Genomic DNA, 25768 nt, shown 5'->3' with positions numbered 1-25768 from the left:
GGAGATGTGAAAGGATGCCGAAGATGAAAGCGACGGTGGACGCGAATACCTGCACCGGGTGCGAGCTTTGCTGTGATGCGGTGCCGGACGTGTTTGTGATGGACGGCTCGGTCGCGAAGGTGAAGGTGGACGAGGTGCCGGCCGGGCTGGAGGATGCGGTCCGCGACGCGGCCGCCAACTGCCCGGTGCAGGCGATTCAGGTGACCGAGTAAGGGCGGCCGACGGTCCGCAGGCAGCGGGCGCCGGCGAATGGCCCGGCCGCGGCATGTTGCCGAGTATGTTGCGCTGCGCGGCGCGCTGATGGTCGCCGGGGTGCTCCCCTACGGGGTGGCGCTCCGGCTGGCGGCAGCGGCCGCGCGGATCCTCTTCGACTTCGGGTGGCGGCGGTCCGAAGCGATGCGCCGCGTGGCCGGGGTGTTGGGCGCGGGCGCGGCGGCGGAGAAAATCGCCAGGGAGGGGCTGCGCCATTTTTTCTGGGCGGTGGTGGATGCGGTGTACGCCCCACGACATTCGCCCGAATGGGTGCGGCGACATTTTCGCGTGGAGGGGGAGGATCACCTTCGCCGAGCCCTGGCGGAGGGCCGTGGCGCCGTCCTCGCCGTGCCCCACCTCGGCAGCTGGGAGATGGCGGGCATGCTCGGACCGCTGTTCGGCTACCGGCTGGTCGCCCTCGTCGCGCGGCAGCGGAATCCGCTGGTGGACCGCCACCTCGTTCGCTGGCGCGCGCGGCGGGGGGTGACGGTGGTGCCGCGGGGCGGAACCGCGACGCGACGGATCCTCCGGGCGCTTGCGGAGGGGGCGGTGCTGGCGATGCCGGTCGATCTGCGCTCGCCGCGCCCTGGGGTACGTGCGGTGTTTCTCGGCCGGGAGGCGAATCTCGCTGGCGGGCTCGCCTTTTTTGCGGAACTGGGGCATGCGCCGGTGCTACCGTGCGCGGTCTGGCGAACCTCCACTTTCGATCACACCGTGCGGATCTGGCCGGCGGTGCGGCCGCCATCGGAGGGATCTCGGCATGAGCGGAGGCGTCGCCTCCTGCAGGATGTGCTTGATGTGCTGACGCCGGTGATCCTCGAGCGGCCGGAACAGTATTTCTGGTACAACCGGCGCTGGGTTCTCGATCCCTTGCCCGCGGCAGGAGATGCGCCCGCCGGGCGGCTCAGCCGTCCGGCACGGCCCGTCGATTGATCCAGTCGAGCCAGGCCATCGGCGCGAAGCGCGCGGCAAGCGCGCCGGCCCGGGCCGGCCAGGTGACCGGATACCTCCGGCGTGGCCGTTGCGACTCCAGCGCGTGCGCGATCGCCCGCGCGACGGTCTCCGGCGGCCACATCCATCTGCGGCGGCCTTCGTCGCGGGCCTGTCGGCGTTCAATCTGGCGGCGAATTTCCCGGCCGAACCGCGAGCGCTCCGGATCCAGCAGCCGAGCTGCCGTCTCCGCGGCGTTGCGTCGAAACTCGGACTCAATGGGCCCGGGCTCGATCACACTCACGGCGATACCAGTCGCCCACAACTCCACCCGCCACGCGTCGGAGAGCGCTTCGAGCGCAAACTTGCTCGCACAGTAGGCGCCGACCAGCGGCGTCGCAACACGGCCGAGCACGGAGCTGACGTTCACAATGCGGCCCCAGCCCTGCGCGCGCATCGCGGGCAGAAGCCGGTTTGTGAAATCCACCAATCCGAACACGTTCACCTCGAACTGGCGGCGCAACGCCTCGCGCGAGAGATCCTCGACCGCACCGCCCACGCCGATGCCGGCATTGTTTACAATGCCGCCGAGGCCGTCGTGCAGCCGCTCCAGAACTTCCCGGGCTGCCGCTTCGACCGAGGCCTCATCGGCCAGATCGAGCCGCACCGCCTCGAATCCTTCGCTCCGGAGGCGATCGAGGTCCTCCGGCTTGCGCGCGGTGGGCAGCACCCGCCAGCCGCGCTCTCGAAGCAGCAGCGCGGTCGCGCGACCAATACCGGTTGAACAGCCGGTTACGACCGCCGAGCGCGTCTGGACCGCGGGCCGATGCATGGGGAAGACTCGTTCGACTTCAACACCAGCGCGGCGGCGCCAATCATCCCACCGCGGTTGCCCAGCGCCGCTGGTTCCACGCGAATGTATTTGGCGAAGAACGGGCTCAGCCGTTCTGTCAGATGACGGCGCAACGGCCCAAACAGCACGTCGCCGGCGGCTGCGACGCCGCCACCGACGATGAACGCCTCGGGCTGCAGCAGGTAGGTGATGCCGGCCAGCGCGGTGGCCAGACAGTCGGCCATGTAGTCGAACACCTCCAGCGCAACCGCGTCGCCCTTCGCAGCGGCGTCGGCGAGGTGCCGCGGGGTCAGCTCGCGCAGGTTGCCACCCACCAGATCCGGCAGAATTGACCGCCGGTGACGGAGCAGGCGGCGGGCACGACGGACGATCTGCCGGTTGCCGACATATTCTTCCAGTCCTCCGCGGCCGGTCGGCGTGCGCACGCCGTGCAGATCGATCGGCACGTGGCCGATCTCGCCGGCCATCGAATATGCGCCCCGCCAGACGCGGCCATCCAGCACAATCCCGCCGCCGACACCGGTGCCGAGCGTGAGAAACACCGCGTGACGATAGCGGCGGCCCGCGCCGAACTGACACTCCCCGAACGCCATTGCGTTGCAGTCGTTGTCCACCACCACCGGTACACCAAACCGCTCCCGCATCAGCCGCGCGAGGTGTACTGCGGTCCAGCCGGGTACGTTCGTCAGGTTGTGAATGAATCCGCGTTCGAAATCTACAAACCCGGGCACGCCGACGCCGATGCCGGAGAGCTCCCGCGACCACCGGCCGGCGGGAACCCCCAGCCGTTCTGCCGCGGCAGCGACCTCGTCCAGCCATCGCTCGACTCCGCGGACGCCGGCGGTGGCGAAGCCGTCCTCGCCGAGCACGCGCCCCTGCGCGTTGACCAGGCCGATTTTCACCGCGGTGCCACCAAAATCCACGCCCAGTGCTGGTTTCATCGCCGTATCTCAACCCCCCAGTATGGGCGTGGACCTGCAGAAACTCAAACGGCCTGCGCAGTGGCCGGCGCCGCAGCCGAGGGGGAAGGAGGCGCGCGAACCGGCAGCAGCACGGTGAAGGTGGAACCTCGGCCCTCAACCGATTCGACCCGAACATCCCCTCCATGCTGCTTGAGCGTGCCGCGAATTGCCGCGAGGTTCAGGCCGATGCTCCGCCCCCCGGGGTTCCTCGAAAAGAACGGCTCGAACAGATGGCTGCGCGTGGTCTCGTTCATGCCGATGCCGTTGTCGCTAACGTCCACACCCAGGTAGCGGCCGGCGGCAAGCTCGCCAATCGCAGTGTCTCCCGTGGCAATTTCGATGTTGCGGGTACGGATGAGAAGCTGTCCCCCCAGCGGCATTGCGTCCCGCGCGTTCGCGACCAGACCGAGGAACGCGTACTCGATGAGCGATGCGTCGGCGATGACGTGGTCGTCGGGCGCGTCCAGTCGCAGCTCCATGACGATTGAGGGACCGAGCATGCGTTCGATCATCGGGGCCAGATGGCGCAGCAGCGCGTGCACCTCCATCGGTACCATGGAGAGGTTCAGCGATTCGCCGACGGCCAGCAGCTGACGGGTGATCTGCACGGCACGCCGGGCCGCACCTTCAATCTCTGCGAGGTCGGCACGGCGCGAATCCCCCTCGCAGAACGCGTCGCGCAGCGTCTCCGTGTAGCCGAGCACGACCTGGTTGAGATTATTAAAATCGCGCGCGAGACCGGCCGCCAGCCGGCCGACGGATTCGGTCTGGCGCGCCTCGTGCGCCGCGGCCTCCATCCGGTCGCGCCGCAGCGCGAGCGCGAGATGCAGCGCGGCGCCGTGCACAAACTCGATTTCCGCGGCGGTGGGCGCGCGGTGCTCGCGCGTGAGGCCGAGCATCAGCAGACCGCCGGCATCGCGACCCCAGAGAATCGGTGCGGCGACCGCTGCCGACAAGCCCAGGGTTTCCAGGAGCGCGCGCGCGGGAGGCGCAAACGTCTCCCGCATGCCCGCCACGCTCTGTGCCCCTCGCAGGTCGGCCACCCACTCGCGGAGCACATCGGCAGCGTTCTCGGCGGGGCAGCGCGGTGGCGTCGGCGAGACCGCCGTCGGCTCCGCGGCATCCCACCGCGCGACCTCCACCGGTGCGCTCAGCGTGGTGCCGTCCGGCAACGTTCCGAGGATCAGGTGCAGACGCTCCACCCCGGAGGATTGGCCGAGCTCGTGGATGTAGCCGCGCAGTTCCGGCAGGCCGGCCGGCCCCAGCAGCAGCCGGGCCGATCGGGCGAGCGCGGCGAGCAACCGGTCCCGGGCGCGGAGCTCGGCCTGCATTCGGTACTCCTCCGTAATGTCCCGCAGCCAGACCACGCGGCCCTCCGGCGAGGCGGGATCGCCGATCGGTTGTTGCCGCCACTCGATCACTCGCCGGGAGGGCCCGGCGTCATGGAGAATCTTGGGGCCACTCCCCTCTGCAGCGGAGATTGCGCGTCCGAACTCCGCCGACATCTCGAACGCGAGCTCGCAGGAGCGCCCAATCCGGGCGGCACCGATCATTCGAGCCGCGGCGGGATTCACATCGAGCACCACACCGTCGGCGTCCATCACGATGACACCCTCGCTGAGCGCGTCCAACGCGCGGGCCCGCGCAATCGGGATCACATCCAGCAGCGATCTACGGAGAACCACGGGGGCGACAATCGCCCCACCGATGGCGAAGGCGAACGGGTTGATGTCGAACGCGCCCGACGGTTGCAGGCCGGCCGCATAGGCGAGATTGGCGAGCGCGGGCACCGCAAACGCGGCCAACCAGACGCGGAGCTGGCGCCGATAGACACCGCCATAAATGGCGGCTCGCGTCAGCAGCCGCGATGTGCCGAGCGCGGCGAGCGTCCAGTTGTAGGCCCAAATCGCCCTGTAGAGCGGACCGGGCTCGAACTGAAAGATCGGTATCGGGGAAAGTCGGACCTCATGTGGGGGGGCATGGATCCACTGACTCCCACCGCCCAATAGCGCAACCGCCGCGGTGCACGCCGGCACCACCGCGAGCCAGCCACGCCACCGGGGCGCGCCACTGCGCCCGGAGGAGACTTCCCAGGCGAGCCACCACCATGCCCATCCGATGAACGGTACCCCCAGATATTCGACCCGGAGCCAGCCGAGCATCCAGGGGATCGACGGGCGCAGAATCTCAAAGCCGTACGCAACCGTGTACACGCTGAGCGCGGCCAGCAACACGGCCAACGGCCGGATGCCGGGGCGGCGGGTGCGCCGGAATAGGCTCGCGGCGGCAACCAGCTCCGCCAGGCCGGTCATCCACAGCAGCGTCGCCAGCACTGTCGTCAGCATGTCAGGTTTTTTCGGTTTCGCGGCCGAGCCACACGTCAGAACGCTCCGAGGAAAATACTCGAAAAAGTGGTGATCGGTGCGGTTTCGCGGAAGTCGTCAATGGTCGCGCGCAGCTCACGAAGTGCCTGTTTCAGGTCTTCGTAGACCTCCGTTTCTTTCAGCAGCCGGCCCAGCGTGCCCTCACCCCGCCGCAGCCCCTCCGCCACCTCCCGGACCGACGCGACCGTGGCACGCAGGTCGTCGTAAACGGCATCATCGCTTGAGATCAGCTTGCCGAGCAGTCCGCGGCCCTGCGCGAGATCGTCGGAGGCGCGCCGGAGATTCGCGGCGGTTTGTTCGATGTCCCGGTAGATCGACCCGTCGTCCGATAGCAGCCGGCCGAGTGAACCTTCGCCGCGGTTCAGCCGCTCGCTGATCTCGCGGACGTTGGCGACGATCGCGCGAGCGTCGTTGTACACCGTCTCGTCGCGAACGAGCCGCCCGAGCGTACCCTCGCCGCGCTCGACCCGCGCAACGATCGCGTTCACGTTCGAAACGATCGTGCGCGCATTGTCGAGCACGCCGCCCTCCAGCGTGGACCGGATCGAAGCGACCACGCGGGTCGCTTCGTCGAGCAGGTCTTTCGGCGTGGTGCCCACCAGCGGCGTGCCGGGCGGGATCGCGGGCCGGTCCTCGTCGCCCTCCTCGATTTCGAGGTAGCGGCCGCCCAGCAGCGAGGAGGGAAGGATTTCGATGCGGTAATTTTCGCGAAGGTCGAGAGGGCGGTTCACCGCCAGTCGCACGCGCACCCCCTGGCGCTCCACGATCACGTCGTCCACCTTGCCGATGATCACGCCGCGGAGGTAGACGTTGTCCCCCTCGCGCACACCCAGCACCGTGCGGAACGTGACCTCGTAGTAGACGGTGCGCTCGAACAGGCTCTGGCGGCTGAGAATGATCGTAAAGACCGCCAGCGCGAGCAGCACCATGAACAGGAACGCGCCGACGGTGACCTCCATTGAAGTCTCGCGAATCCGTTCCCGTCTCATTGAATCGTCTCCATCTCCCACGCGCCGCGGCGCGTGATGTACTGCGCGTCAAGAAACGACCGAACAATCTCGTTGGTTGAGCGCAAAAACTCTGCGGGCCGGCGGACCTCGACCACGCGGCCCTGGTGGATCACCGCGATGCGGGTCGCGATCGCGAGCGCGGAGTGAAGGTCGTGCGTGACGACCACGCTCGTGATGCCGTGTTGCTGGCGCAGCTCCAGGATCAGGTCGTCGATGCGGCGCGAGGTGACGGGGTCCAGACCGGAGGTGGGCTCGTCGTACAGGATGATTTCAGGGTTCAGCACCATTGCGCGGGCAAGGCCGACGCGCTTCTGCATGCCGCCGGAGAGATCGGCGGGGAATTTGTCGGCCGCGTCCTCGAGGCCGAGCGCGGCGAGCTGCCGGTGCACCCGCTCTGCGATTTCGGGCTCGCTCAGCGCGGTCTTCTCGCGCAGCGGCAGCGCGACGTTCTCCTCGACGGTCATCCACTGCAGCAGCGCGGAACTCTGGAACAGCACACCGAAGCGGTCGCGGAGTTCGGCGAGCCGGCGGCCGCGCGCCTCGCTGATGCAGTCCTCGCCGACCCAGACGCGGCCCTCGTCCGGCGTGAGCAGCCGCACCATGTGTTTGAGCGTGACGCTTTTGCCCGAGCCCGACGCGCCGACGATCACAAACACTTCGCCCCGCTGGACCTCGAACGAGACCTCGTCGAGCACAAGGCGGCCGCCCAGCCGCTTCACCACCCGCTCAAATCGGATCGCCGGCGTCGCACTCACTGGTAGAACAACCTGGTGATCATGTAGCCGAGCATCAGGATGGTCAGGAAGGAAATGATCACGGTCCGGCGGGTCGCGTGGCCCACGCCGACCGCGCCCTCCGTCGCCTGGAAGCCCTGCTGGCAGGCGACCGTTGCGATCACCACGCCGAACACGGTGGCTTTCAGCAGCCCGACGTAGAGGTCCTTGTTGCGCACGTATTGGATCGCGTTATCGAAGTAGGCCGGCAGCGAGACGCCCAGCTGGGTGCGGCCCACGATCGCGCCGCCGATCACGCCCAGCACGTTGGTGTAGACGGTGAGCACCGGCATCATGATGAGGAGCGCGGCGAGCCGCGGCATCACCAGGAAGCGGACAGGGCTGATCGACATCACCTCGAGCGCCGCGACCTCTTCGGATACGGTCATCGTCGCCAGCTGTGCGGCGATGGCGGAGCCCACGCTCGCCGCGATCACCAGCCCCGTCATGAAGGGGCCCATTTCACGGACCATCACCACCGTCACCGCGGTGCCGATGTTCACCTCCTGCCCGTAGCGCCGCAGTTCCAGGCCGGTTTGCAGCGCGAGGATCATGCCGGTGAACATCGCCACCACGGTCAGCACCCCAAGGCTTTTGATGCCGGTGATGAACAGCTGCGTGAGCACTTCGCGACGGTTGCGTCGCGAAAGCATGTGACGCAGCTCCAGCAGCGCCCCGCCGAGCACGATCAGCCCGCGGCCGGCGTTGCGGCAGCTCAGTAGCAACCGACGCCCCACCGCCGCGAACAGGTTCAGCGGCGGCTCGAAGTGGTCGGGTTCGTGCAGGACGATGGCCGGGATCCTCCGATCGGAACGTCAAGTGCGTAGAGCAGTCGCAGGTGGACGTTCGCCCCGTCGCAACGGACGCCCACCAGTCCCTTCAGGACCGACCACGATGTGCGGTGGGCCGACGTCGCGGTGCTGGCCTCCCATAGGGGAAACACGGATGTGTGGCGGAGCTGCGCGTCGCGGCGGTGGCGCACGAGGCCCCAGAGCAGTTCCCACTCCGTTTCGCCGGCGCTGCGACTGTAGCGGATCAGCGTCCAGAGCGGCGACCACGACCGTTCCACCGGCGCCAGCGGCCAGGTGGGCCACAGCTCGGGTGCCCGCCAGTGCCACGCCTCGCCCTCGCACGACCAGGAGAGCAGTGGCCAGATGCGCCCCTCTCGCCGCGACGGCGACGCCTGCGGCGGCGTGGAGCTGCGCCAGTGCGCGAAGGGCACGATGTGCCAAGAGCGATGGATCTCGTCGTGCCGGGTGACGCGCAGCCGCCACACCAGCGGCCACACAAAGTAGGCCCGGTCGATCGCCGGGTCCGTCGTGCGCCCGTAAAACGGCCAGATGTGCAGACGATTGCGGCGCCCCGTTTGGTACCGCACGAACGGCCAGGGTGCATCCATGCCCCGGACCTCCTGGCCGTGCGTGATCCGAATGAAGGGGGGCAGGATCAGGCGGGAAGTCTGGTCGCTGAGGTCCAGACGGCCGTAGAACGGAAACAGGATCCAACCGGTGCCGTGCGAAGTGGGATAGTGGTAGCGGGCCCAGGTCCAGATCGGCCACAGGATGAACTGCTTTTCGTATTGGCCGTGCCGCCGGGCGCGGCCGTAGAACGGGAAAACCCGCAACCGTTCCTCCGTCGGGCCCTGCGTCCGGCTCCAGATCGGGTAGAGCCACGCGGTGGTCAGCAGATGGCCATCGCGTTGTCGTGACCACACCGGCCACAGCACGAAGGTGCATTCGTCCAGGCCGAAGAATTCCTCGATGCGTCCGCCGAGCGGGACCACGCCGAGATAGTCCCTGCCGGCCGCGCTGCGGCCCTGGATATAGACGGGCAAAATCCAGAGGCGCCAGCGCGGACGAGCCGCGGTCGTATCGAAGCAGTGGTACCACGCGGTGAGCACCCGCCACCCTCGCTCGGGGGGCAGCGCAGAGAATTCGCCCAGCGGCCAAAGCAGATCCCCTTCGACACGGTTTGTCGCGCTGGCTGCGCGAGCGATGAACGGCCGAAGAGCCCAAAGCCGACCGTCCGCGGAGATTCGCCGTTCCCACAATGGCCCGACCGCCCGTTCGATGGTGCCGCTGCCGGACAACTGCACGCGGTAGTACAACGGTCCCCAATCCACCACACTGTCGGACATCGCCGCGGCGCGGATCGCTGCCCCGGCGAAGAATACGGTCGGCAGGCGACGCGACATCGCGGTCAGCCCGTGCGGGCCGGCCACAATGAGCGGCAGCGTTCCACGAAGCGCTCTAGCCACTCCCGGCCGGCATGACGAACCTCGTCCGGCACGGCGCGAACTACCGCGGGCCAGTCTGTCGCCTCGCGGGCGGTCGCGCCGGCGACGGCGGCAACCAGTTCCGGTGGCGGTTCAAAGTCACCACAGGACCGGATCGCTTCGCGGATCGCCGGCCACTGCCGGCGGAACCGCTCTTGCTCCGCGATCAAGTCCGCCGGAATTGCGCATCGGCGGTCGCTGCGGGCCAGCTGGACCGATCGCTCCATGCGGTCGGCCAGCTCGTCAAGGCGCCGCAGCCGCTCCTCCACTCCCTCGGCGAGGCGCCTCAACGCCCCCGCATGGCACTCGGCGCGCCAAGGGTCGGACTGCATCCATCGCGCGCGGATGTGGCGGTACCACGCGGTGAGCGCCAGCAGATTTCCCACGAACGTCAGGTTTGCGTGCACGATCCGCCGCACCGATCGGTACGCACCGGCGACGAACGGCCGGGCCATGGGCGAGGCCGAAGGGGGCGGCACCGCGACCGTTTCCGGCTCCAGTGCGTCGCCGCGCCAGATGATGCCGGCCGGGATCACGACGCCGAACGCGACCCGCGACGGCCCGACGAGCCCTCCCTGGCCGCCCAGGAAGATTGGCGGCTGGTCGAGCCACACCCCTCGTGGCACGTCGCCGACCAGGGAGGCGGTGGCCTTGTCGCCGTGGGGGGTGAAATTGAAGTGAACATAGGACGAACCGACCTCGGTGTGGTGACGTCGCGACGTGCCGCCCGCGATCAGCAGGTCGCACAGGTTCACGAGGCTACCCGTCGTCACAAAAGGCAGCAGGATGGTCTGCTTGAGACCCGCCGCGTGCGCGCAGGAGGCCTCTTCCTCCAGCAATGTGCCGGGCCGAACGTGCGCGGCGCTGCCGAGTGCGGCCCCATCCAGGAACGTCGCGCCGGAACAGGCGCCGCCGGCCAGCCGAACGCGATGTCCCAACTGGCAGTTGTCCAGCGTCAAGGGGGCTTCCTCGCCCAACACACAGCCCGGGCCGATGGAGGTCTCGGCGCCGCGAATGCGGCAGCCGGGGTGGATCACGACACCCGGCGCAATTCGCTCGGGGCGGACCTCTGGGGCGATCTCGACCGTCTCTGGCAACGGCATCACGAGACCGCGCTCAATCCATTTTCGGGCCGTAGGTTGATCCATCGCCTGGCACCTCCCCGCCGCGCGCCGGCGCCATCAGGCGCCGTACCGCAGCGGCGACATCGGACTGTCGCAGCAGGCTTTCGCCGACGAGAATCGCATGCACACCGGCACTCTGCAAACGCCGGACGTCCTCCGCATCGCGGATGCCACTTTCGCTGACAAGCGTCGTTCCCCGCGGCACTGCCGGCGCCAGCCGCAGACTCACGGTGAGGTCCGTCCGAAAGGTTCGTAGGTCCCGATTGTTGATGCCGATCAGGGTGGCGCCGGCCGCGAGCGCCCGCTCCAGTTCCCGCTCGTTGTGCACCTCCACGAGGGTTTCGAGGCCGTAGGCGGCGGACGCGGCCGACAGATCTTTCAGCGCGACGTCGTCCAGTGCCGCGACGATCAGCAACACCGCGGAGGCGCCCAGCGACGCCGCGTGCGCGACCTGCCACTCGTCCAGCACAAATTCCTTGTACAAGAGCGGCAGTGGCACGTTCGACCGCACCGCCCGGAAGTCCGCTTCGCCACCGCCGAAGTACGGCTCGTCCACAAGCACCGAGATCGCCTGCGCGCCCGCCGCGGCGTAGGCGAGCGCGATTGCGGCGGGGTCCCAGGGCTCGCGGATCACGCCGGCCGAGGGCGAGCGCCGCTTGACCTCCGCAATCAGGCCGATCGGCACCGAGCGCAGCGCGGCGGCGAAAGGCGGCGGAGGCTGCGTGGGAGGAGGGGGGGAGCCACCGCGCCGTCGTCGCGCGATCTCCGCCCGTTTGTCCGCGAGGATCCGCTCCAGCACGCTCACATGCCGTCTCCATCCCGCGGACGAAACTTCCGCAGATACGCGTCCACAAACGGGCGCAGGTCGCCGTCGAGCACCGCGTCCACCCGTCCGACCTCGACGTCGGTACGGTGGTCTTTCACCATCTGGTAGGGCTGCAGCACGTACGAGCGGATCTGACGGCCCCAGGCGATCTCGCCTTTTTCGCCGTAAAACTGCTCCATTTCCCGCCGCTTGCGGTCCATTTCCATCTCGTAGAGGCGCGCCTTCAGCATGCGCATCGCCCGTTCGCGATTTGCGTGCTGGGAGCGTTCCGCCTGGCAGGCGACGACAATCCCGGTGGGCAGGTGCACAATCCGCACTGCGGAATCGGTCTTGTTCACATGCTGGCCGCCGGCGCCACCCGAGCGGTAGGTGTCGATGCGCAGATCTTTGTCCTGAATTTCAATTTCCACGTCGTCGTCCAGCTCCGCGACGACGTCCAGCGCCGCGAACGACGTATGCCGGCGCCGGTTCGCATCGAAGGGGCTGATGCGGACAAGACGATGCACGCCGCGTTCGGATTTGAAATAGCCGTAGGCGTAGGGGCCGGAGACGAAGAGGCTGGCGCTTTTGATGCCGGCCTCATCCCCCGGCTGGACGTCGAGCACCTCGACTGCGAATCCGTTGCGTTCCGCGTAGCGGCTGAACATCCGCAGCAGCATCGCGGCCCAGTCGCACGACTCGGTGCCGCCTGCGCCCGCGTGGAGCTCGAGATAACAGTTGCGCTCGTCGAACCGGCCACTCAGCAGCGAACGGATTTCAAGATCGTTCAAGATGGTCTCGGCCCGATCGAGCAACGCGTTGCCCTCCGCGATCGCGGCCTGCCGCGCGGTTTCGGCGGTTTCCGTGGATGCCATTTCGACGTAGATGGCGGCGTCGTCGACCGCCTGGCGGGCTTCGCGCCACGCGTTCAGCACCGAGCGCAACCGGTTTGCGCGAGCCAGGGTCTCCCGGGCGCGCGCGGTGTCGTTCCAGAAGTCCGGCGCGGCGGCGGCCGTTTCCAGCTCGGTCAACTGCCGCTGGCGATGTTCCAGGTCAAAGATAGTCCCGCATGTCGTCCATGCGGGCCGCCAGGCGATCACGCCGCTGGGCGAGGTCTTCGAGAAGGAGGGTCATGGAATCATCTCCGGTTGGGGGGGGAGGGCGGCGCCTCGGCTTGCGAGCGAGACGCGCGGCCGCCGGCGGGGCGCGAGGGTTCGTCACCGAGCTCCGCGCGAGCGGCCGCGGCGATGCTTCGCAGGCGCTCAACAATTTCGGGATGACGATCCTGGACGTCCGTCGTCTCGCCGACGTCGCGGTCCAGATCGTACAGCGCCTGTGGCACCTGCCGCATGCCGGTGGGGCCGGGCAAGCCGCCGCGGCCGGGTTCGAACCCTTCATAGGTTCGGGACTCGTGCGGGAGCATGAGCTTCCAGTTGCGCCACCGGACCGCGGTGAGTGTGCGCCCGTAGTAGTACCAGTATTCCGTGCGGGGCTCGGCATCGGGCTGTCCGAACAGCAGCGGCGAAATATCCACCCCGTCGAGTTTGCGGTTTGGCAGGGGCGCGCCGGCGAGGGTTGCGAAGGTCGGTAGCAGGTCGATCGTGGCGGCCAGGCGGTCGCACACCGTGCCGGCCGGCACGCGGCCCGGCCACCACGCGATGCAGGGGACCCGCGCGCCCCCCTCCCACGAGGTGCCCTTGCCCTCCCGCAGCGGCCGGGCCTGACCTGCGTGGTCACCATAGTTCAGCCACGGGCCGTTGTCGGAGGTCAACACTAGCAGTGTGCGCCGCTCCAGCGCGTTGCGGCGCAGCGCCGCGACGATCTCGCCGACCGACCAGTCCACCTCCATCAGCACGTCGCCGTACAGCCCCCGGCCGCTACGCCCGCGGAAGCGGTCGGACACCGCCAAGGGCACGTGCACCATTGAGTGGGCGAGATACAGAAAGAAGGGTCGCTGACGGTTTTGCTCGATGAATCGGACCGCGCGTTCGGTGTAAAGCCGCGTCAGCTCGTTCTGATCGCTGAGCGTGCGGATCTCCCGGACTTGCTCGTTGCCCTCCATGAGGTACAGGGGTGGATAGCGCGGGCGGTGAGGACGGCCATCCTTCGGTGGCCACGGCTGGCCCTCGGGCGGAATCGGGGTGCCATCGAAGTCCACCGGCCACATGTCGTTGGAGTAGGGCAGGCCGAAGAACTCGTCGAACCCCTGCTGCAGGGGCAGCCAGGGCGGCCGATCGCCGAGATGCCACTTGCCGATCATCGCCGACACATAACCAAGCTTCTTCAGAACATCGGCAATCGTCTCTTCTTCCGGCGCCAGCCCCTTCGGAGCGTTGGGGGGCAGCGCACCCAGCACCCCCACGCGGACTGCGTGACAACCGGTGAGGAGGGCCGCTCGCGACGCGCTGCACACCGCCTGCGACACGAGAAAGTTCGTAAACCGCATGCCCTCCGTCGCCAACCGGTCAATGTTCGGCGTCAGGCCGGCGGCGCCGCCGAAACAACCCGGATCGGCATAGCCCATGTCGTCCATAAAGATGACCACGAAATTGAGCCGCTCGTCCGCCAGTGCGCCGGAGAGGCTGACGAGCACGCCGATGCAGCCAAGCAATCTAGCGATCTGCGCCTTCATCGTGCCTTCCATGATACCAAGGTGGCTGTGCGGCACCAACTGGCCGTTGCTGAAAGTGCACCTCCGCAGCTGTGATGCAACCGGTGCGTTAGGTTCTGGCATTGTCCGAGTGGGTGTGTGTAGTTGCCGGTCGCCCACGGCCGGCCAGTTGGCGCCAGAGCTAGCCTTTCACGGGGCGGTCACAGGATTCCCGCGTGAAGCTCGTCGCTGCCATTGAACCAGGTTTTCGCCCATCGGACAGCGCGGAAATCCCATCGGCGGGTGTCTTCCAATTCTTGGACAGGTTTGGCCCGGCAGTGTCCAAAGCTTGGACGCGCGCGCCCAACGCTCCAGTTCTCCGTGTGGCCAGCCGGGCGACAGCGCTGACCACACAGCCGGCGCCGCCCATGTGCATGGCGCGAGTGTCTCCACGGAATATTCACTTTTACCGCAGACACCTTCAGGGAGCGTGCCGAGGGGGCATTGGCTGAAGCTCGGTTACTTTTGTCCTCTGATTCGACTGCCGGGTAGAGCGCCCGAGAGACAAAGCTGATAAGCACCCAAGGGACAGAGCTTGAGGGGAGCTTGAGGGAAGGCCTTAGGGACAGAGCTTGGGGCCGTCGTATTCCGGTCGGGCGCGGGGGGGGGGCGGCGCGGCGGAGGTGGAGCGACCTGGAAATCGTTGGAGAACCGAGCTCTGAGTGCTCAGGGCGTTCAAGAATTGAAGGTCTGCCCCACCTTGCGTTTCCGGGCACGGGTTGTTTCCCGGGATGGATCCTTCGGCCGGGAGTGACGAGGGACTGCGGGGCACCCGTACAAAACTCTGCTCGGCGGAAGCCCAAACTTGATTCGCGGCGAGCGCGTGCGAATCTCCATCCCTGCTGAGGGTCGCTTGAGTCGAACGGGGACGGAGCGAGGAGGGTGCCCTCGGGCACAGTCTCGCGGGCCGGAAGTTGAGCTGCCGTGTGTTCTCGCGCACAGCCGGCGGCGCGCCGCGGTCCGCAAGCCCCCCCATCGGAGGAGCCTGCCATATGGTCCTTGCGCCGCTAGGGAACGGGGAACCGGCTGGTGAGTTCGCGCACCTGCGCGCCGACGCGCGCAATCACGGATTCATCGCCAGGCGTGCGCAGGACTTCCAAGATCCAGCCGGCGATTGCCCGCATTTCTTCCGGCCCCATGCCTCGAGTCGTCACCGCGGGTGTGCCGATCCGGATGCCGGAGGTCACAAAGGGGCTGCGAGAGTCGAACGGAATCGCATTCTTGTTCACGGTGATGCCGGCGCGGTCGAGCGCGGCGGCGGCGTCTTTGCCGGTCCACCCGATCGCGCCGACATCGGCGAGCATCAAGTGGTTGTCGGTGCCGCCGGACACGAGGCGCACGCCGCCCTCCGCCAGTGCGGCGGCCAGCACGCGCGCATTTTCAACGACGCGGCGCGCGTAGTCGCGGAACTCCGGGCTCATCGCCTCTTTCAGGCAGACGGCCTTCGCCGCGATCACATGCATCAGCGGCCCTCCCTGCACGCCGGGGAAGCAGGCTTTATCGATCTCGGCGGCAAACTGAGCGCGGCAAAGGATCAAGCCGCTGCGGGGGCCGCGGAGAGTTTTGTGGGTGGTGGTGGTGACCACGTCGCACCACGGCACGGGGTTCGGATGCGCGCCGCCGGCGACGAGACCGGCGATGTGGGCCATGTCGAAGACAAGCCGCGCACCGACCTTGTCAGCGATGGCGCGCAAACGTTCGAAGTCCCAAAGGCGCGGATAGGCGCTGGCGCCGGCCATGATCATGGCGGGACGGGATTCCGTCGCGATGCGCTCGAGCTGATCGTAGTCGATGCGCTCGGTGTCGCGCGCGACACCGTAGGGGACAATCCGATAGAGGCGGCCGGAGATGTTCATCGGATGACCGTGCGTCAGATGGCCGCCTTCCGCGAGGCTCATCGCCATCAGCGTGTCGCCCGGTTTCAGCAGTGCGAGGTAGACGGTGAGGTTCGCATTGCTGCCGGAGTGCGGCTGCACGTTCGCGTGCTCGGCGCCAAAGAGCGCTTTTGCGCGCTCGATCGCGAGGCGCTCGACGACGTCCACGTGTTCGCAGCCACCGTACCATCGTTTACCGGGATAGCCCTCCGCGTACTTGTTGGTCAGCACGGAGGCGGTCGCCTCCCTCACCGCGCGGCTGGTGTAGTTCTCCGAAGCGATGAGCTCAAGATTGTCTCGCTGGCGCGCGGCTTCCGCCGCGATCGCGTCCGCCACTTCGGGGTCCTCCCTCGCGAGCAGTTCGCTGCCCGCGGCCGCTTCGAGTGACCGGATCTTGCCAACCCGGCGCTCGTGGCGTCCCCCCTCGAAGTCGGAGGCGAGCCACGCCTCCAGAATCCGGTCGGCGTCGGCGGGGGGAATCAGTCCGCCGCCGAGCGCCAGCACGTTGGCGTTGTTGTGGCGGCGCGCCATCTCCGCCATGCGCGGCGTCATGCAGAGCGCCGCTCGGACACCGGGCACCTTGTTGGCGGCCATGGAAACGCCGATGCCGGTGGTGCAGACCACGACTCCCTGATCGGCGCGGCCTTCCGCGACGCGTCGGGCGACCTTCACCGCGTAGTCGGGATAGTCCACTGGTTCGGCGGTCTGTGGGCCGAGGTCCTCCACCTCGTGGCCGAGATCGGTGAGCCGGCGGACGAGGTGCTGTTTCAGTGCAAATCCGCCGTGGTCGGAAGCAATGGCGAGCTTCATGCGCTGGTCCTTTCGCCTCGGTGCGTGGCCGGGTCCGCATCGCGCAACGTCAACACGAGATCCATCACGCACCTGTCAATCTCGTCGCGCACCTGGCGGTAAGATTCGACGGGACCGCCGAGCGGGTCAGGGATGTCGCCGGCATCGCCAACCCGGAACGAGCCAAGCCTTCGTACACGGCCTGTCACTCCGGGGAAACGCTCTGTGATCTCTGCTGCCTGTGCACCGGTCATTGTGATGATCCACGCGGCGCGCTCGACCAGTTCGGCGGTCAGCGGGCGCGTGCGGTGTCCGGAAATGTCCACGCCCAGCTCTCGCATCACCTCAATGCTCGCCGAGGAGGGCGGATGGCCCCGCGCCGCCGCAAGGCCGGCCGAGGCCGCGGTCCAGTCGGAACGGGGCCCGCTGCGAAGCCGGAAGAGCGCCTCGGCCATCGGGCTTCGGCACGTGTTCCCGGTGCAGACAAATAAAATTTCTTGCTTTGCGCGCGCAGGGGGCGTCCCGTTCACGGCGCTTCATGCTAGCCTTGCCAGGGGGCAGCCGCAACCCGCCAACCGCGCGCGGCAGTGGTCAGCGGCCGGGCGCTGGAGCCCAGCGATATGCGCGGAACACCGGGTTGTGACGGATGACCAGCTCGCCGTCCTGCCAGCGGAATGTTACCGGTGGAACGGTGGTGGCGTCCGAGGCCGGCTCACCTTCAACCACCCTGGGGTCGGCCAGATTGGGCAGACGGGCCGGGCGAAGACGAATTTCGCAGGGCGGGTGGCCGGGCAACGGGACGATGCGCCCTCCGCCGGCTCCGTCGAGTTCGAGGCGGAACGCACCGTCGGTCGCGGCCCATCCGATGTCCACCGCGGTTCCCTCCGGATTGAGGCCGGGAGGATCTGCGATCGGCGCGGCGGGCGGCGCACTGACGGTGAGCGAAGGAGACCCGGTTGGGGAGGGGGTGAACTTCAACGTGGCGACCCAGATCCGCAGTTCGCCGTCGTCGGTGCCTTCGAGCCGGCGGCGTCCCCACCGGTTGTACAGGCCCACCAGGAGGCGGTGACGTCCGCGGAGCCCGGGCGGGAGCGTCATCGTGCGTTCGTACTGCAGCTGGCCGCTCCACTCCTGCGTCGGGCGCGGCGGCTCGTGATCGTCCTGCGCGACGGTGGGTCCGCTCTCGTCGGCGAACTTCTCCCGGGCGAGATGAACGAAGACCGTCAGGTTGCGTCCCGGCGACTGACGGCAGTCCCAGCTCAGTTCATAGTGGAGCCGTCCGTTTTCCATCCGGAGATTCGAGACGCTCGGGCGCACGCGAAGGGGACGCGATTCGGGTTCGTGGAACGAGGTGCGTGCGGAGAGGTAGGCGGTGCCGCGCCCGATCGCCCACTCGACAAGGTGAGCACCGATCCGCTCCACCGCGGCGGTGACGGTGGGCGTCGCCGCATACCAGCCGCGAGGGGGCAGTGTGTGCCCGCCGACGCTCCAGTCATTGTCGCCGAGATTCACGGACACGATCGAGCCGTTGCTCCATCGGACGGTCTGGCGTGCGATGTCGTCATCGGCAAACTCGTGCGCGACGATTTGGCACATGGCCAGCGTGCGCGCCACCTCTGCCATCAGCCAGTATTTGCGGACCGCGGCGGCTCCCCATGAAGGTGCGTCCGTCATGGGGGGATGACCGCCAAGGATTTCGGCGGCGAGGTACTCGTCGCTGTTGATGCCGTGCCATCGGCCGCGACCGGCGGCGAACCGGGAGGAATATCCCGCGCCATACAGCACGAACCGGTCGTGGTGGGCGGCATCCATCCACGGCACACGCGCCCAACGACGGGCGCGGGTGAAGATCGAAAACGTTGCGCGGGGTTCGTCGGTCAGGCGCAGCCACTGGCAGTCGGCACCGTCGAGCCAGCCGATCAGGTGATCATGGCCCGCCTCGGAGGTTGTGGGGGCGCCGTCGAACGTGCGGCGAATCAGATCGAACGCCGCGCCCCAGTGGTCGCGCATTTCAGCCGGAGTGTGTCGGCGCCCTTCGTGGTCGTACCAGACGCAGCACGGTTGCGACGCAAACACGTCCACGAAACTGCAGGTGGGTCGGACGTGCGCACGGATCAGGCCCACGTTGCGCTGGACGAAGGGCAGAATGGCGTCCGGCCGCCATTTATAGGAGCGCGCGTCGCGACCCTCGTTGTACCAGGCGGGGTGCGGTCGGCCATCGGCGGTAAAGTAGATGCGTCGGTAGCTGTAGCCCTCCGCGTCCGGGTAGAAGTCGATGTAATTGTCGTGGAGCCCCCACAGCACGTTCGAGGTCCGAGCGAGCGCTTCGATGCGTCGGAGGTCCTCGATCGTGCCGATTTGCGGATCGGGCGGCCAGATGTCCGGCAGGCGATAGTCGTAGCCCCACCGCTGCCAGCTGTGGATGATCAGAACGGCGTTCGTGAGCCCGTAACGCACCATCCAGTTGAGATTTGTCTCGATCTCGGCGAAACGGCCGCCCCAGATATCAAAAACGTAGCGTCCGGCGAGCGTGGGCACCGCGGGGGCGGCGCGCCGTGGATCGGCCTGGCGCCAGCCAATCGCCAGGTCCATCGCGCGGCGCCCCACCATGAGGGAGAGCGTGCCGGCCATGCGGGTCTCGATCGCGGCGACCCGACGAGCCGGGTCCACGGTGAACAACGCGGGCGGAACGTCCAGCCCCTGCAGCACCGCGGGTCCCCCTTCGAACTCGATGCCGACATGGCTGCTGGCCATGCCGTGGCCGCCGGCATGCCAGACGTTCGCGTCCGGCTGTTCCACCACGTATCCGTGACCCCAGTACACCCGTGCCGGGACACGGTCCCATGGAGCGAGCCGCAATGCGGTCACCTCGCGCTCACACTGGACGGCCAGGCGCAGCGCGCCACGTTCTGCGCACACGGACACGTCGAGGAGAAACTCGCCCCGCTCGTCCGCCATGCGGTGACGAACGCGCACCCCGCGATCAACTCGCATGACGTCGGCTCCACGGCATAGCACGGTACTCGGATAACGGCCGGCGGGACGGCCTTCCACATCCACTTCCAGCCCGGCCAACGCAACCGAACCGGCGTTGTGTGCAGCCAGCGCGATGAGGCCGTCCAGCAGACCTGCCGGCCCTGGCCGCAGTGCCGCCGCGGCGCTGTGGCCAAGCGCAAAGCTCTCCGCGCCGTCGGCGCTCCGCCGTCCTGCGGCAACCTCCTCGGCCAACTGTCGCAGCGAACGCGTCTGCTCCGGTTGCGGCGGCAGCAACCGGGGCGGGGGGAGCAGCTCGCGCGCGCTGCCGGCCACCAGCACCGGCTCCGCCCACCATGCCTGGTCAAATGCGGTGTTGCGTTTCGGGCCTGGATCGCACTCGAGACGGATCGCGACGGTTCGGCCCGTCCAAGCGCTGAGGTCCGCAGAAAAACTCTGCCACTGGCGGTTCGTGCACATTTCTTCGCGAACCAACACCGGTGGCGCCGGGGGGGCGATCACCATCGCGCGAAACACGATGCCGTCGCTGCGGCCGCGAGCGCTCTCACCGGCGTGGTAGATCGTCGTAGCGCTGCGCAGTTCCACCGGGCCAGCCGGCGGCAGCGACACCGTCCATTCAACCCAGGCACGGCCGACACCGCCTTCAAAGGGGACGTGCAGTCCAACCGCATCTCGGGGATCCGGTGCCGACACCCGTTCGAACACGATGGACGCGCGCGAGACGGGGTCCGAGCCGGTCCAGCCGGGGGCCGCGGCGAACCGTTCGGGCCCGCCGTCATAGGCCCAGCCGAACCGGTGGGCGCGGGTCGGCCGCAGCGCGATCGCGCGATCGAAGGGCAGACGAATCGTCTGGTTGGTCGCGACGGTAGGTGGCCGGACGGCGGTCGCCGGGCGTCGCACTTCGAAAATGCGGACCGCGTGCAGCTGCGCGGTGCTGGCTCCTTCTGGGTAGAGCCGTGCGTGCAGAGGATAGAGCGCATCGAACACGAACGCTCCGCTGCGAATGCGGGTGGAGAGCGCGGTCGCCGATGCGGCCGGCAGCTGAATCGCGAATCGGTCCGGCCCGTCGCAGTGCCAGTCGTCCACGAGATGTTCGATTCGCAGCTGCCCCCGCCATTCGCTCGACCGCCCGTTGGACACAACGACCACCACCGGCTGCGGCAGCGAGGGCTGTTCGACCGGTGCGATCTCGGGGATCGAGAGCCACAGCCCGTCGGCGTGGGTGTGGTGACCGGACCAGCCGGTGGCGACCAGCGGCAACAGCGCGAAAACCACGACGGCGAGGAACCGCTCGATCGAAGGCATGGAGGCTCCTTTGACCGCAGAAGGTGCTCGACCGGCTCGGCGATGTCAACCGGTGGAACGGTGGCCGGGCGGTTGGTGCGGCGCCGCGGCACTGGCAATGCTTGAAGGTGTGTGACAGGTCCGTTAGAGTGCGGCGCGGTGTGTGCCCCAACCAAGGAGTGGTCAGCATGAAACGGCGTACCTTTCTTCGCGCCGGCGCGTCGGTGGGAAGCTTCCTGATTCTTCGCGGGGGAGCGTTGGGAGGGCCAGGTGCGCCGAGCAATCGTTTGAACATTGCGATGATCGGAGTGTGGGGGCGGGCGCTGGCGCTGTACGACGCGCTGAAGGACGAGAACATTGTGGCGCTCTGCGATATCAACGAGCAGCATCTCGCGGAGGCGGCGAAGAAGTATCCGAACGCGAAGACGTATGTGGACTGGCGAAAGTGCATCGAGCAGAAGGACCTGGATGCGATCGTTTGTTGCACCGCGGATCACACGCACGCGCACATTGCGAACTGGGCGATGCACCGGGGGCTGCACGTGTACATGGAGAAGCCCCTCGCGAACAGCGTCGAGGAAGCCCGGGTGGTGCGCGCAACCTACCTGAAGAATCGCGACCGGCTGGCCACGCAGGTGGGCACGCAGCGCCATGCCCACGAGAACTTCAACCGGCTGCGCGAAATGATTCACGACGGCGTGATTGGTGAGCTGCGGGCGGCGTGGGCGTGGGGCAATCGCCAGATCCGCCGCAGCGGCTACCTGCCCCCCGCGGGCGACCCGCCCCCGTGGCTGCATTGGGACCTTTGGCTGGGACCCTCACCGTACCATCCGTACAACCCCGGCTATTTCTCGGGCGGCCCGGGTGCGAACTGTCTGCAGTGGAACATGTACTGGGACTTTGGCAGCGGCCAGGTGGGCGACATGGGCAGTCACACGATGGACATCGTGTGGAACGTCGTGGACGGCACGCATCCGGTGTCGGCGGAGGCGACGGGCGAGCCGTTCAACCCGGACGTCACGCCGGTGGAACTCACCGCGACATTCGAGCTACCGAAAAACGACTGGCGGCCCGCGATCACGGTGCAGTGGTGCCAGGGGGGGCACATGCCGAAGTCGCCCAAGGATTGGGTGGATCTGAAGAAGATCGACCACGGCGCGATGTTCAAGGGTACGCAGGGCGTGGTGGTTGCCGATTTCACCTCGCGGATGGTGATTCCGGTCGGCGACGGAGCAGACTTTACTTACTACCGGCCGCGCTCGCCGGACCAACGGCTGCCGAAACCGAAGCACTTTCAGCGGGAATGGATCGAGGCGTGCAAGGGGGACAAGCGCACCTCGTGCAACTTCGACTACGCGGGGTTGATGATCGAGATGATGCTGCTGGGGCTGGTGGCGTACCGTGCGGGGAAGAAGCTGCAGTACGACGGCGAGCGGGGCGTGGTCACAAACGTGCCGGACGCCAACGCGTATCTCCGGCGGACCTACCGGGACGGCTGGCCACTGCAGCCATGAGCACAGGCCGCCTGGTGGCGACAGCGGTCCGCGTGGGCGCGGTGTTGCTGGCGGCCGTGGCGGCCGGCGGGTGTGCAGGCTTCGCAAGACCGGCCGTGGGCCGGCTGGCCGCTGCGTCGCTGCGCGCGGGCCTTGCCGACGCGGCCCGCGCGATTGAGCCATCGGTGGTTGCCGTCACGATCGAGCCGGAACCGCCCCCCGCCGGTGAGAGCGGCCGCACCGGCGAGGGCGCCGCAGCGGCGGCGCCGACGGCGGTGCATCTGACCGGAACGGTGCTTACGCCGGAGGGCCATGTGCTGGTGCCCGGTCGGTACAAAAGCGATTACGGTGGCCGCATCGAGGTGCGAATCGGAGTGGATGCGTACCCCGCTCGGCCGGTTCGATCGAGCGACACGCTGAACCTCACGATTCTAAAGTTTCGGCCTCGGGCACCGCTCGCGCCGCTGGACCGGTCGCCCGCGCCGCCGCCAGCCGCCGGCGACTGGCTGGTCGCGGTCGTGCCGACCGTCACCGCGGAGGCGGACGAACGCTTCATGTTTCCCGCGATCAGCCGTGGCGAGATTGCGGGCCGATATCGCCGTCATCTGGTGGAGTCGCTGCCGTCGGAGGCGCGGGGAGCGCCGGTGGCGGACCTGCGGGGCCGTTGGGCCGGCATTTTCGACGGGCGATCGGTGCTGGTTGCCCAAGATCTGGCGGAGGATTTGGAGGTGCTGCTGGCGGAGGCGCGCGGCGACGGCGGCACGGGCACGGTGATGGCGGCGCGGGGCTGGCTGGGCGTGTTCATCGAGCCGGTGAATCGCGATCTTGCAAGGCGTCGCGGCTGGCCGGCCTCGGCGATCTGGGTGACGCACGTCGCGGGGGGCAGCCCCGCCGCGAAGGTCGGCCTGCGGGCGGGGGATGTCGTCACGCACGTGAACGGGCAAGCGATCCGGCTCTACGGCGCCCGAGCGACGGAGTTTTTCTTTCAGACGTTGGGTAACCGGCCCGGCCAACCGTTCCGTCTGCGCGTGCTTCGGGAGGGGAGGACTCTCGAGCTGGCGGGGCGTCTCGAGCGGCGGCCCGAGCCGGAGACACTGCAGGCGGAGGATCTCGGCCTGACCGTGCAGACGGTGAAAGACTTCGATGTGTTTCAGCGCTCGCTGTTCGTCGAGCGGGGCGTGCTGGTGACCGCGGTGGAGAAGGGCAGCCCCGCGGCGACCGGCAGCGCGTTTGGTAGGAATCTGATCATGCCGGGCGATGTGATTGTGGAGATGGATGGGCGGCCGACGCCCGACGTCGCCCGGTTCCGCGCGGTGCTCGACGATCTGCGCGCGCGCCGCGCGGAGGTGGTGTTGATCCGGCTCGTGCGCGGCCGTACCACCGACTTCGAGGCGCTCAACCTGACGCTGGGCCGGGCGGCGCGGAGGGCTGCGCCATGAGCGCAGGCCGGCGGTGGACAATGGTGATCCTCGCCACCGCGACCCGGATGCGGCTGGCGGCCGCGCCGACGGATGAGATCACCGATGATGTCGTGCGACGGGTCGATCCCTCCGTCGTCGCGATTCAGCACGAGCGGGCGGCCGGCAGCGGGTTTTTCATCTCGGAGGATGGTTACCTTCTCACGAACGGCCACGTGGTGCGCGGCAACGACGAAGAGGACCCGACGCAGCCGGCGCGCTCGATCACAGTGGTGATGTACGACGAACAGAAGCTGCCCGCGCGCGTGATCGGGTTTTCGCTGGATCCGGACGTCGCGCTGCTCAAAGTGGATCCGCCCCGGCCGGTGCGGCCGGTCGAGTTCGCGAACCCTCGGGAGGCGCACGTCGGGCAGGTGTGTTTCGCGGTGGGCACGCCGATTGGGCTCAAACGGACCTACACGCGCGGCATTCTGAGCAATGTGGAACGCGCGGACCTCGGTACGGAGACCCGGGTGTTCCAAACGGACGCTGCGATCAATCCGGGCAACAGCGGCGGCCCTTTGTTTGACCGTGACGGGCGGGTCCTGGGGCTGAACACCTATGCGGGGCGCGGGCAGAATCTCGGCTTTACGATCCCGATTGATGTCGCGTTGGTGTTGCGTGACCACTTCCTGCGGTATGGGCGGTTTGTGCGGGCGGTGGTGCCGCTGTTCCTCACCGACGAGCTCTACGACGAGCTCGCGCGCGCGATGGGCGTAGACCGCGGCATCTTGATTCACTTCGTGCTGCCAGGTTCGGCCGCGCATCGCGCCGGGCTGCGGGATGGCGACGTGTTGATCGAGGTGGACGGCCGTCCCTGCTCGGCGCGGCGGCGGGTGGAGCTGCTGGACTTCGAGTGGGAGCAGTCCATTCGGCAGCCGGGAGAAACGGTGGCCTACACGGTGCGGCGGCGGACAGCCCACGGCGTCACGAACCTGACGGTACGGGCGCGGCTGGAAGCGTTGGAGCCGCTGCCGGCGATGGGGCGGCATGCCGGGGAACTGGTTGAGACCCGCATTGAGGCGCTTGGGCTGGGAGTGTTGCCCATCGTGACGCTGCACCGCCTGCTGCATTCGCTGCCGGACGACTGCGGCGTGCTGGTGCAGACGGTCCAACCCTACAGCGCGGCTGCGCGCGCGGGGCTGCGGAGGTTCGACATCGTCACATCGCTCGGTGGCCGGCCGACGCCGGACGCGGCGACGTTCGTCGCCGTGCTCGAGTCGAATCTGGCCCGGCGGCTTCCCGAGATTGAGCTCGAGGCGGTGCGCGGACGGCGGCGGCTGCCCACCGCGCTGGCGCCGGCCTATCCGCTGGCAGGCCGTCGTGTGGGATGGCTGGCGGCGACCACCAACACAGTGTTTGCGGACCTGGTGCGGCGGGAGCTGCTGGCGGACGGCGCGGAGATTGAAACGGTGGAGAGCGGCTCGGCAGCGGCGCCGGACGCGATGGTGGTGCTGGCCGATGCGGTCGGAGGTCTTCGGGGACGCGCGGATGTGGCGCGGCAGCTGGCGGCGGTGTGGGCGGGCGGCGGTGTGGTGGCGGCGATGGGGCCGGCGGTGCTGGTGGTGCTGGAGGGCGTACCGGAGTTGCGCAACCGAAAGCTGACGACGGATCCGGCACTTTCAGCGGAAGTGAAGAGGCTGGGCGGCCGCTACGTCGGCGGCGCGATGGTGACGGATGGTCGGTGGATCACCGCGACGGGTGCCGACCGCGCCTCCGTGCGGGCGTTCGCCCGTGCGGTCCGGCGCGCGATCTGGGCGCTCGACTCCCCTCCCGAAGAGCCCGACCCCGCCGACACCGACACCCCACCGCCCGCCGGCAACTGAGCGCCTGCCGGGGAGGCGCTGGGACGCGCCCGC

At 68.2% G+C, this 25768-nt stretch carries 19 protein-coding genes; 5 read left to right on the top strand and 14 right to left on the bottom strand.

Going from position 1 to position 25768, the window contains the following annotated elements; genetic code table 11:
• Positions 1 to 23 precede the first annotated feature (23 nt).
• Complete coding sequence (locus tag N2652_07570) at positions 24 to 212, top strand: ferredoxin (protein ID MCX7819046.1); 189 nt, start codon at positions 24 to 26, stop codon at positions 210 to 212.
• 37 nt (positions 213 to 249) lie between these two features.
• The gene (locus tag N2652_07565) at positions 250 to 1185 is read left to right on the top strand and encodes a lysophospholipid acyltransferase family protein (GenBank protein ID MCX7819045.1); all 936 of its coding nucleotides are present in this window, start codon (positions 250 to 252) and stop codon (positions 1183 to 1185) included.
• On the opposite strand, the gene N2652_07560 is transcribed toward N2652_07565, so the two are convergent.
• The 14 genes from N2652_07560 to N2652_07495 form a co-directional block, all read right to left on the bottom strand.
• Entirely contained in the window at positions 1157 to 2014 is an 858-nt protein-coding gene (locus tag N2652_07560; protein ID MCX7819044.1) for an SDR family NAD(P)-dependent oxidoreductase, read from the bottom strand. The two genes, N2652_07565 and N2652_07560, sit on opposite strands and share 29 nt — an antisense overlap.
• Positions 1975 to 2976: an ROK family protein gene (locus tag N2652_07555; GenBank protein MCX7819043.1), complete on the bottom strand. Its 1002-nt coding sequence runs from the start codon at positions 2974 to 2976 to the stop codon at positions 1975 to 1977. Before N2652_07555 ends, N2652_07560 begins: the two co-directional genes overlap by 40 nt.
• 44 nt (positions 2977 to 3020) lie before the next feature.
• Entirely contained in the window at positions 3021 to 5342 is a 2322-nt protein-coding gene (locus tag N2652_07550) for an ATP-binding protein (protein MCX7819042.1), read from the bottom strand.
• A gap of 35 nt (positions 5343 to 5377) precedes the next feature.
• Positions 5378 to 6370 (bottom strand): MlaD family protein, encoded by a 993-nt coding sequence (locus N2652_07545; protein MCX7819041.1) that lies wholly within the window; start codon positions 6368 to 6370, stop codon positions 5378 to 5380.
• On the bottom strand, positions 6367 to 7146 hold the full coding sequence (locus tag N2652_07540; protein MCX7819040.1) for an ABC transporter ATP-binding protein: 780 nt from the start codon (positions 7144 to 7146) through the stop codon (positions 6367 to 6369). Before N2652_07540 ends, N2652_07545 begins: the two co-directional genes overlap by 4 nt.
• Positions 7143 to 7901 (bottom strand): ABC transporter permease, encoded by a 759-nt coding sequence (locus N2652_07535; protein MCX7819039.1) that lies wholly within the window; start codon positions 7899 to 7901, stop codon positions 7143 to 7145. Before N2652_07535 ends, N2652_07540 begins: the two co-directional genes overlap by 4 nt.
• Positions 7902 to 7915: 14 nt before the next feature.
• Entirely contained in the window at positions 7916 to 9358 is a 1443-nt protein-coding gene (locus tag N2652_07530; GenBank protein ID MCX7819038.1) for a hypothetical protein, read from the bottom strand.
• A gap of 5 nt (positions 9359 to 9363) precedes the next feature.
• Positions 9364 to 10587, bottom strand: a complete 1224-nt coding sequence (locus N2652_07525; protein MCX7819037.1) for a UDP-N-acetylglucosamine pyrophosphorylase — start codon at positions 10585 to 10587, stop codon at positions 9364 to 9366.
• A complete protein-coding gene (gene trpC / locus N2652_07520) occupies positions 10556 to 11368 on the bottom strand; it encodes an indole-3-glycerol phosphate synthase TrpC (GenBank protein MCX7819036.1) in 813 nt (270 codons plus the stop codon). Before trpC ends, N2652_07525 begins: the two co-directional genes overlap by 32 nt.
• A protein-coding gene (prfB, locus tag N2652_07515) for a peptide chain release factor 2 (protein ID MCX7819035.1) occupies positions 11365 to 12502 on the bottom strand; the annotation gives its coding sequence in 2 pieces (ribosomal slippage) (positions 11365 to 12426 and positions 12428 to 12502; 1137 coding nt in all). The genes trpC and prfB overlap by 4 nt, the downstream gene beginning before the upstream one ends.
• A gap of 4 nt (positions 12503 to 12506) precedes the next feature.
• Entirely contained in the window at positions 12507 to 14000 is a 1494-nt protein-coding gene (locus N2652_07510; protein ID MCX7819034.1) for a sulfatase, read from the bottom strand.
• A 1025-nt stretch (positions 14001 to 15025) separates the two neighbouring features.
• The gene (gene rpiB / locus N2652_07505; protein MCX7819033.1) at positions 15026 to 16702 is read right to left on the bottom strand and encodes a ribose 5-phosphate isomerase B; all 1677 of its coding nucleotides are present in this window, start codon (positions 16700 to 16702) and stop codon (positions 15026 to 15028) included.
• Positions 16699 to 17136 (bottom strand): hypothetical protein, encoded by a 438-nt coding sequence (locus N2652_07500; protein ID MCX7819032.1) that lies wholly within the window; start codon positions 17134 to 17136, stop codon positions 16699 to 16701. Before N2652_07500 ends, rpiB begins: the two co-directional genes overlap by 4 nt.
• Before the next feature lie 136 nt (positions 17137 to 17272).
• The gene (locus tag N2652_07495; protein ID MCX7819031.1) at positions 17273 to 20980 is read right to left on the bottom strand and encodes a hypothetical protein; all 3708 of its coding nucleotides are present in this window, start codon (positions 20978 to 20980) and stop codon (positions 17273 to 17275) included.
• A gap of 167 nt (positions 20981 to 21147) precedes the next feature.
• Here N2652_07495 and N2652_07490 point away from each other — a divergent pair, with 167 nt between their 5' ends.
• Genes N2652_07490 through N2652_07480 form a run of 3 tightly spaced genes read left to right on the top strand, consistent with a single transcriptional unit; the run spans position 21148 to position 25735 of the window.
• Positions 21148 to 22473 carry a Gfo/Idh/MocA family oxidoreductase gene (locus tag N2652_07490; GenBank protein ID MCX7819030.1) on the top strand — a complete coding sequence of 442 codons (1326 nt, stop codon included), beginning with the start codon at positions 21148 to 21150 and terminating at the stop codon, positions 22471 to 22473.
• Positions 22470 to 23891: a PDZ domain-containing protein gene (locus N2652_07485; GenBank protein ID MCX7819029.1), complete on the top strand. Its 1422-nt coding sequence runs from the start codon at positions 22470 to 22472 to the stop codon at positions 23889 to 23891. The genes N2652_07490 and N2652_07485 overlap by 4 nt, the downstream gene beginning before the upstream one ends.
• Positions 23888 to 25735: a trypsin-like peptidase domain-containing protein gene (locus N2652_07480; protein MCX7819028.1), complete on the top strand. Its 1848-nt coding sequence runs from the start codon at positions 23888 to 23890 to the stop codon at positions 25733 to 25735. Before N2652_07485 ends, N2652_07480 begins: the two co-directional genes overlap by 4 nt.
• Positions 25736 to 25768 lie beyond the last annotated feature (33 nt).

The organism is Kiritimatiellia bacterium, from assembly GCA_026417735.1.
Lineage (GTDB): Bacteria > Verrucomicrobiota > Kiritimatiellia > PWTM01 > PWTM01 > CAACVY01.
The sequence above is the reverse complement of the archived record's forward strand: the minus strand, read 5'-3'. Positions and strand labels throughout refer to the sequence as shown.

Bases quoted from the DNA above. Each gene is read 5' to 3' on its own strand.
- N2652_07570 (MCX7819046.1), top strand. From the start codon at position 24: ATGAAAGCGACGGTGGACGCGAATACCTGCACCGGGTGCGAGCTTTGC.
- N2652_07565 (MCX7819045.1), top strand. From the start codon at position 250: ATGGCCCGGCCGCGGCATGTTGCCGAGTATGTTGCGCTGCGCGGCGCG.
- N2652_07560 (MCX7819044.1), bottom strand. From the start codon at position 2,014: ATGCATCGGCCCGCGGTCCAGACGCGCTCGGCGGTCGTAACCGGCTGT.
- N2652_07555 (MCX7819043.1), bottom strand. From the start codon at position 2,976: ATGAAACCAGCACTGGGCGTGGATTTTGGTGGCACCGCGGTGAAAATC.
- N2652_07550 (MCX7819042.1), bottom strand. From the start codon at position 5,342: ATGCTGACGACAGTGCTGGCGACGCTGCTGTGGATGACCGGCCTGGCG.
- N2652_07545 (MCX7819041.1), bottom strand. From the start codon at position 6,370: ATGAGACGGGAACGGATTCGCGAGACTTCAATGGAGGTCACCGTCGGC.
- N2652_07530 (MCX7819038.1), bottom strand. From the start codon at position 9,358: ATGTCGCGTCGCCTGCCGACCGTATTCTTCGCCGGGGCAGCGATCCGC.
- N2652_07525 (MCX7819037.1), bottom strand. From the start codon at position 10,587: ATGGATCAACCTACGGCCCGAAAATGGATTGAGCGCGGTCTCGTGATG.
- N2652_07510 (MCX7819034.1), bottom strand. From the start codon at position 14,000: ATGAAGGCGCAGATCGCTAGATTGCTTGGCTGCATCGGCGTGCTCGTC.
- rpiB (MCX7819033.1), bottom strand. From the start codon at position 16,702: ATGAAGCTCGCCATTGCTTCCGACCACGGCGGATTTGCACTGAAACAG.
- N2652_07500 (MCX7819032.1), bottom strand. From the start codon at position 17,136: ATGGCCGAGGCGCTCTTCCGGCTTCGCAGCGGGCCCCGTTCCGACTGG.
- N2652_07495 (MCX7819031.1), bottom strand. From the start codon at position 20,980: ATGCCTTCGATCGAGCGGTTCCTCGCCGTCGTGGTTTTCGCGCTGTTG.
- N2652_07490 (MCX7819030.1), top strand. From the start codon at position 21,148: ATGAAACGGCGTACCTTTCTTCGCGCCGGCGCGTCGGTGGGAAGCTTC.
- N2652_07485 (MCX7819029.1), top strand. From the start codon at position 22,470: ATGAGCACAGGCCGCCTGGTGGCGACAGCGGTCCGCGTGGGCGCGGTG.
- N2652_07480 (MCX7819028.1), top strand. From the start codon at position 23,888: ATGAGCGCAGGCCGGCGGTGGACAATGGTGATCCTCGCCACCGCGACC.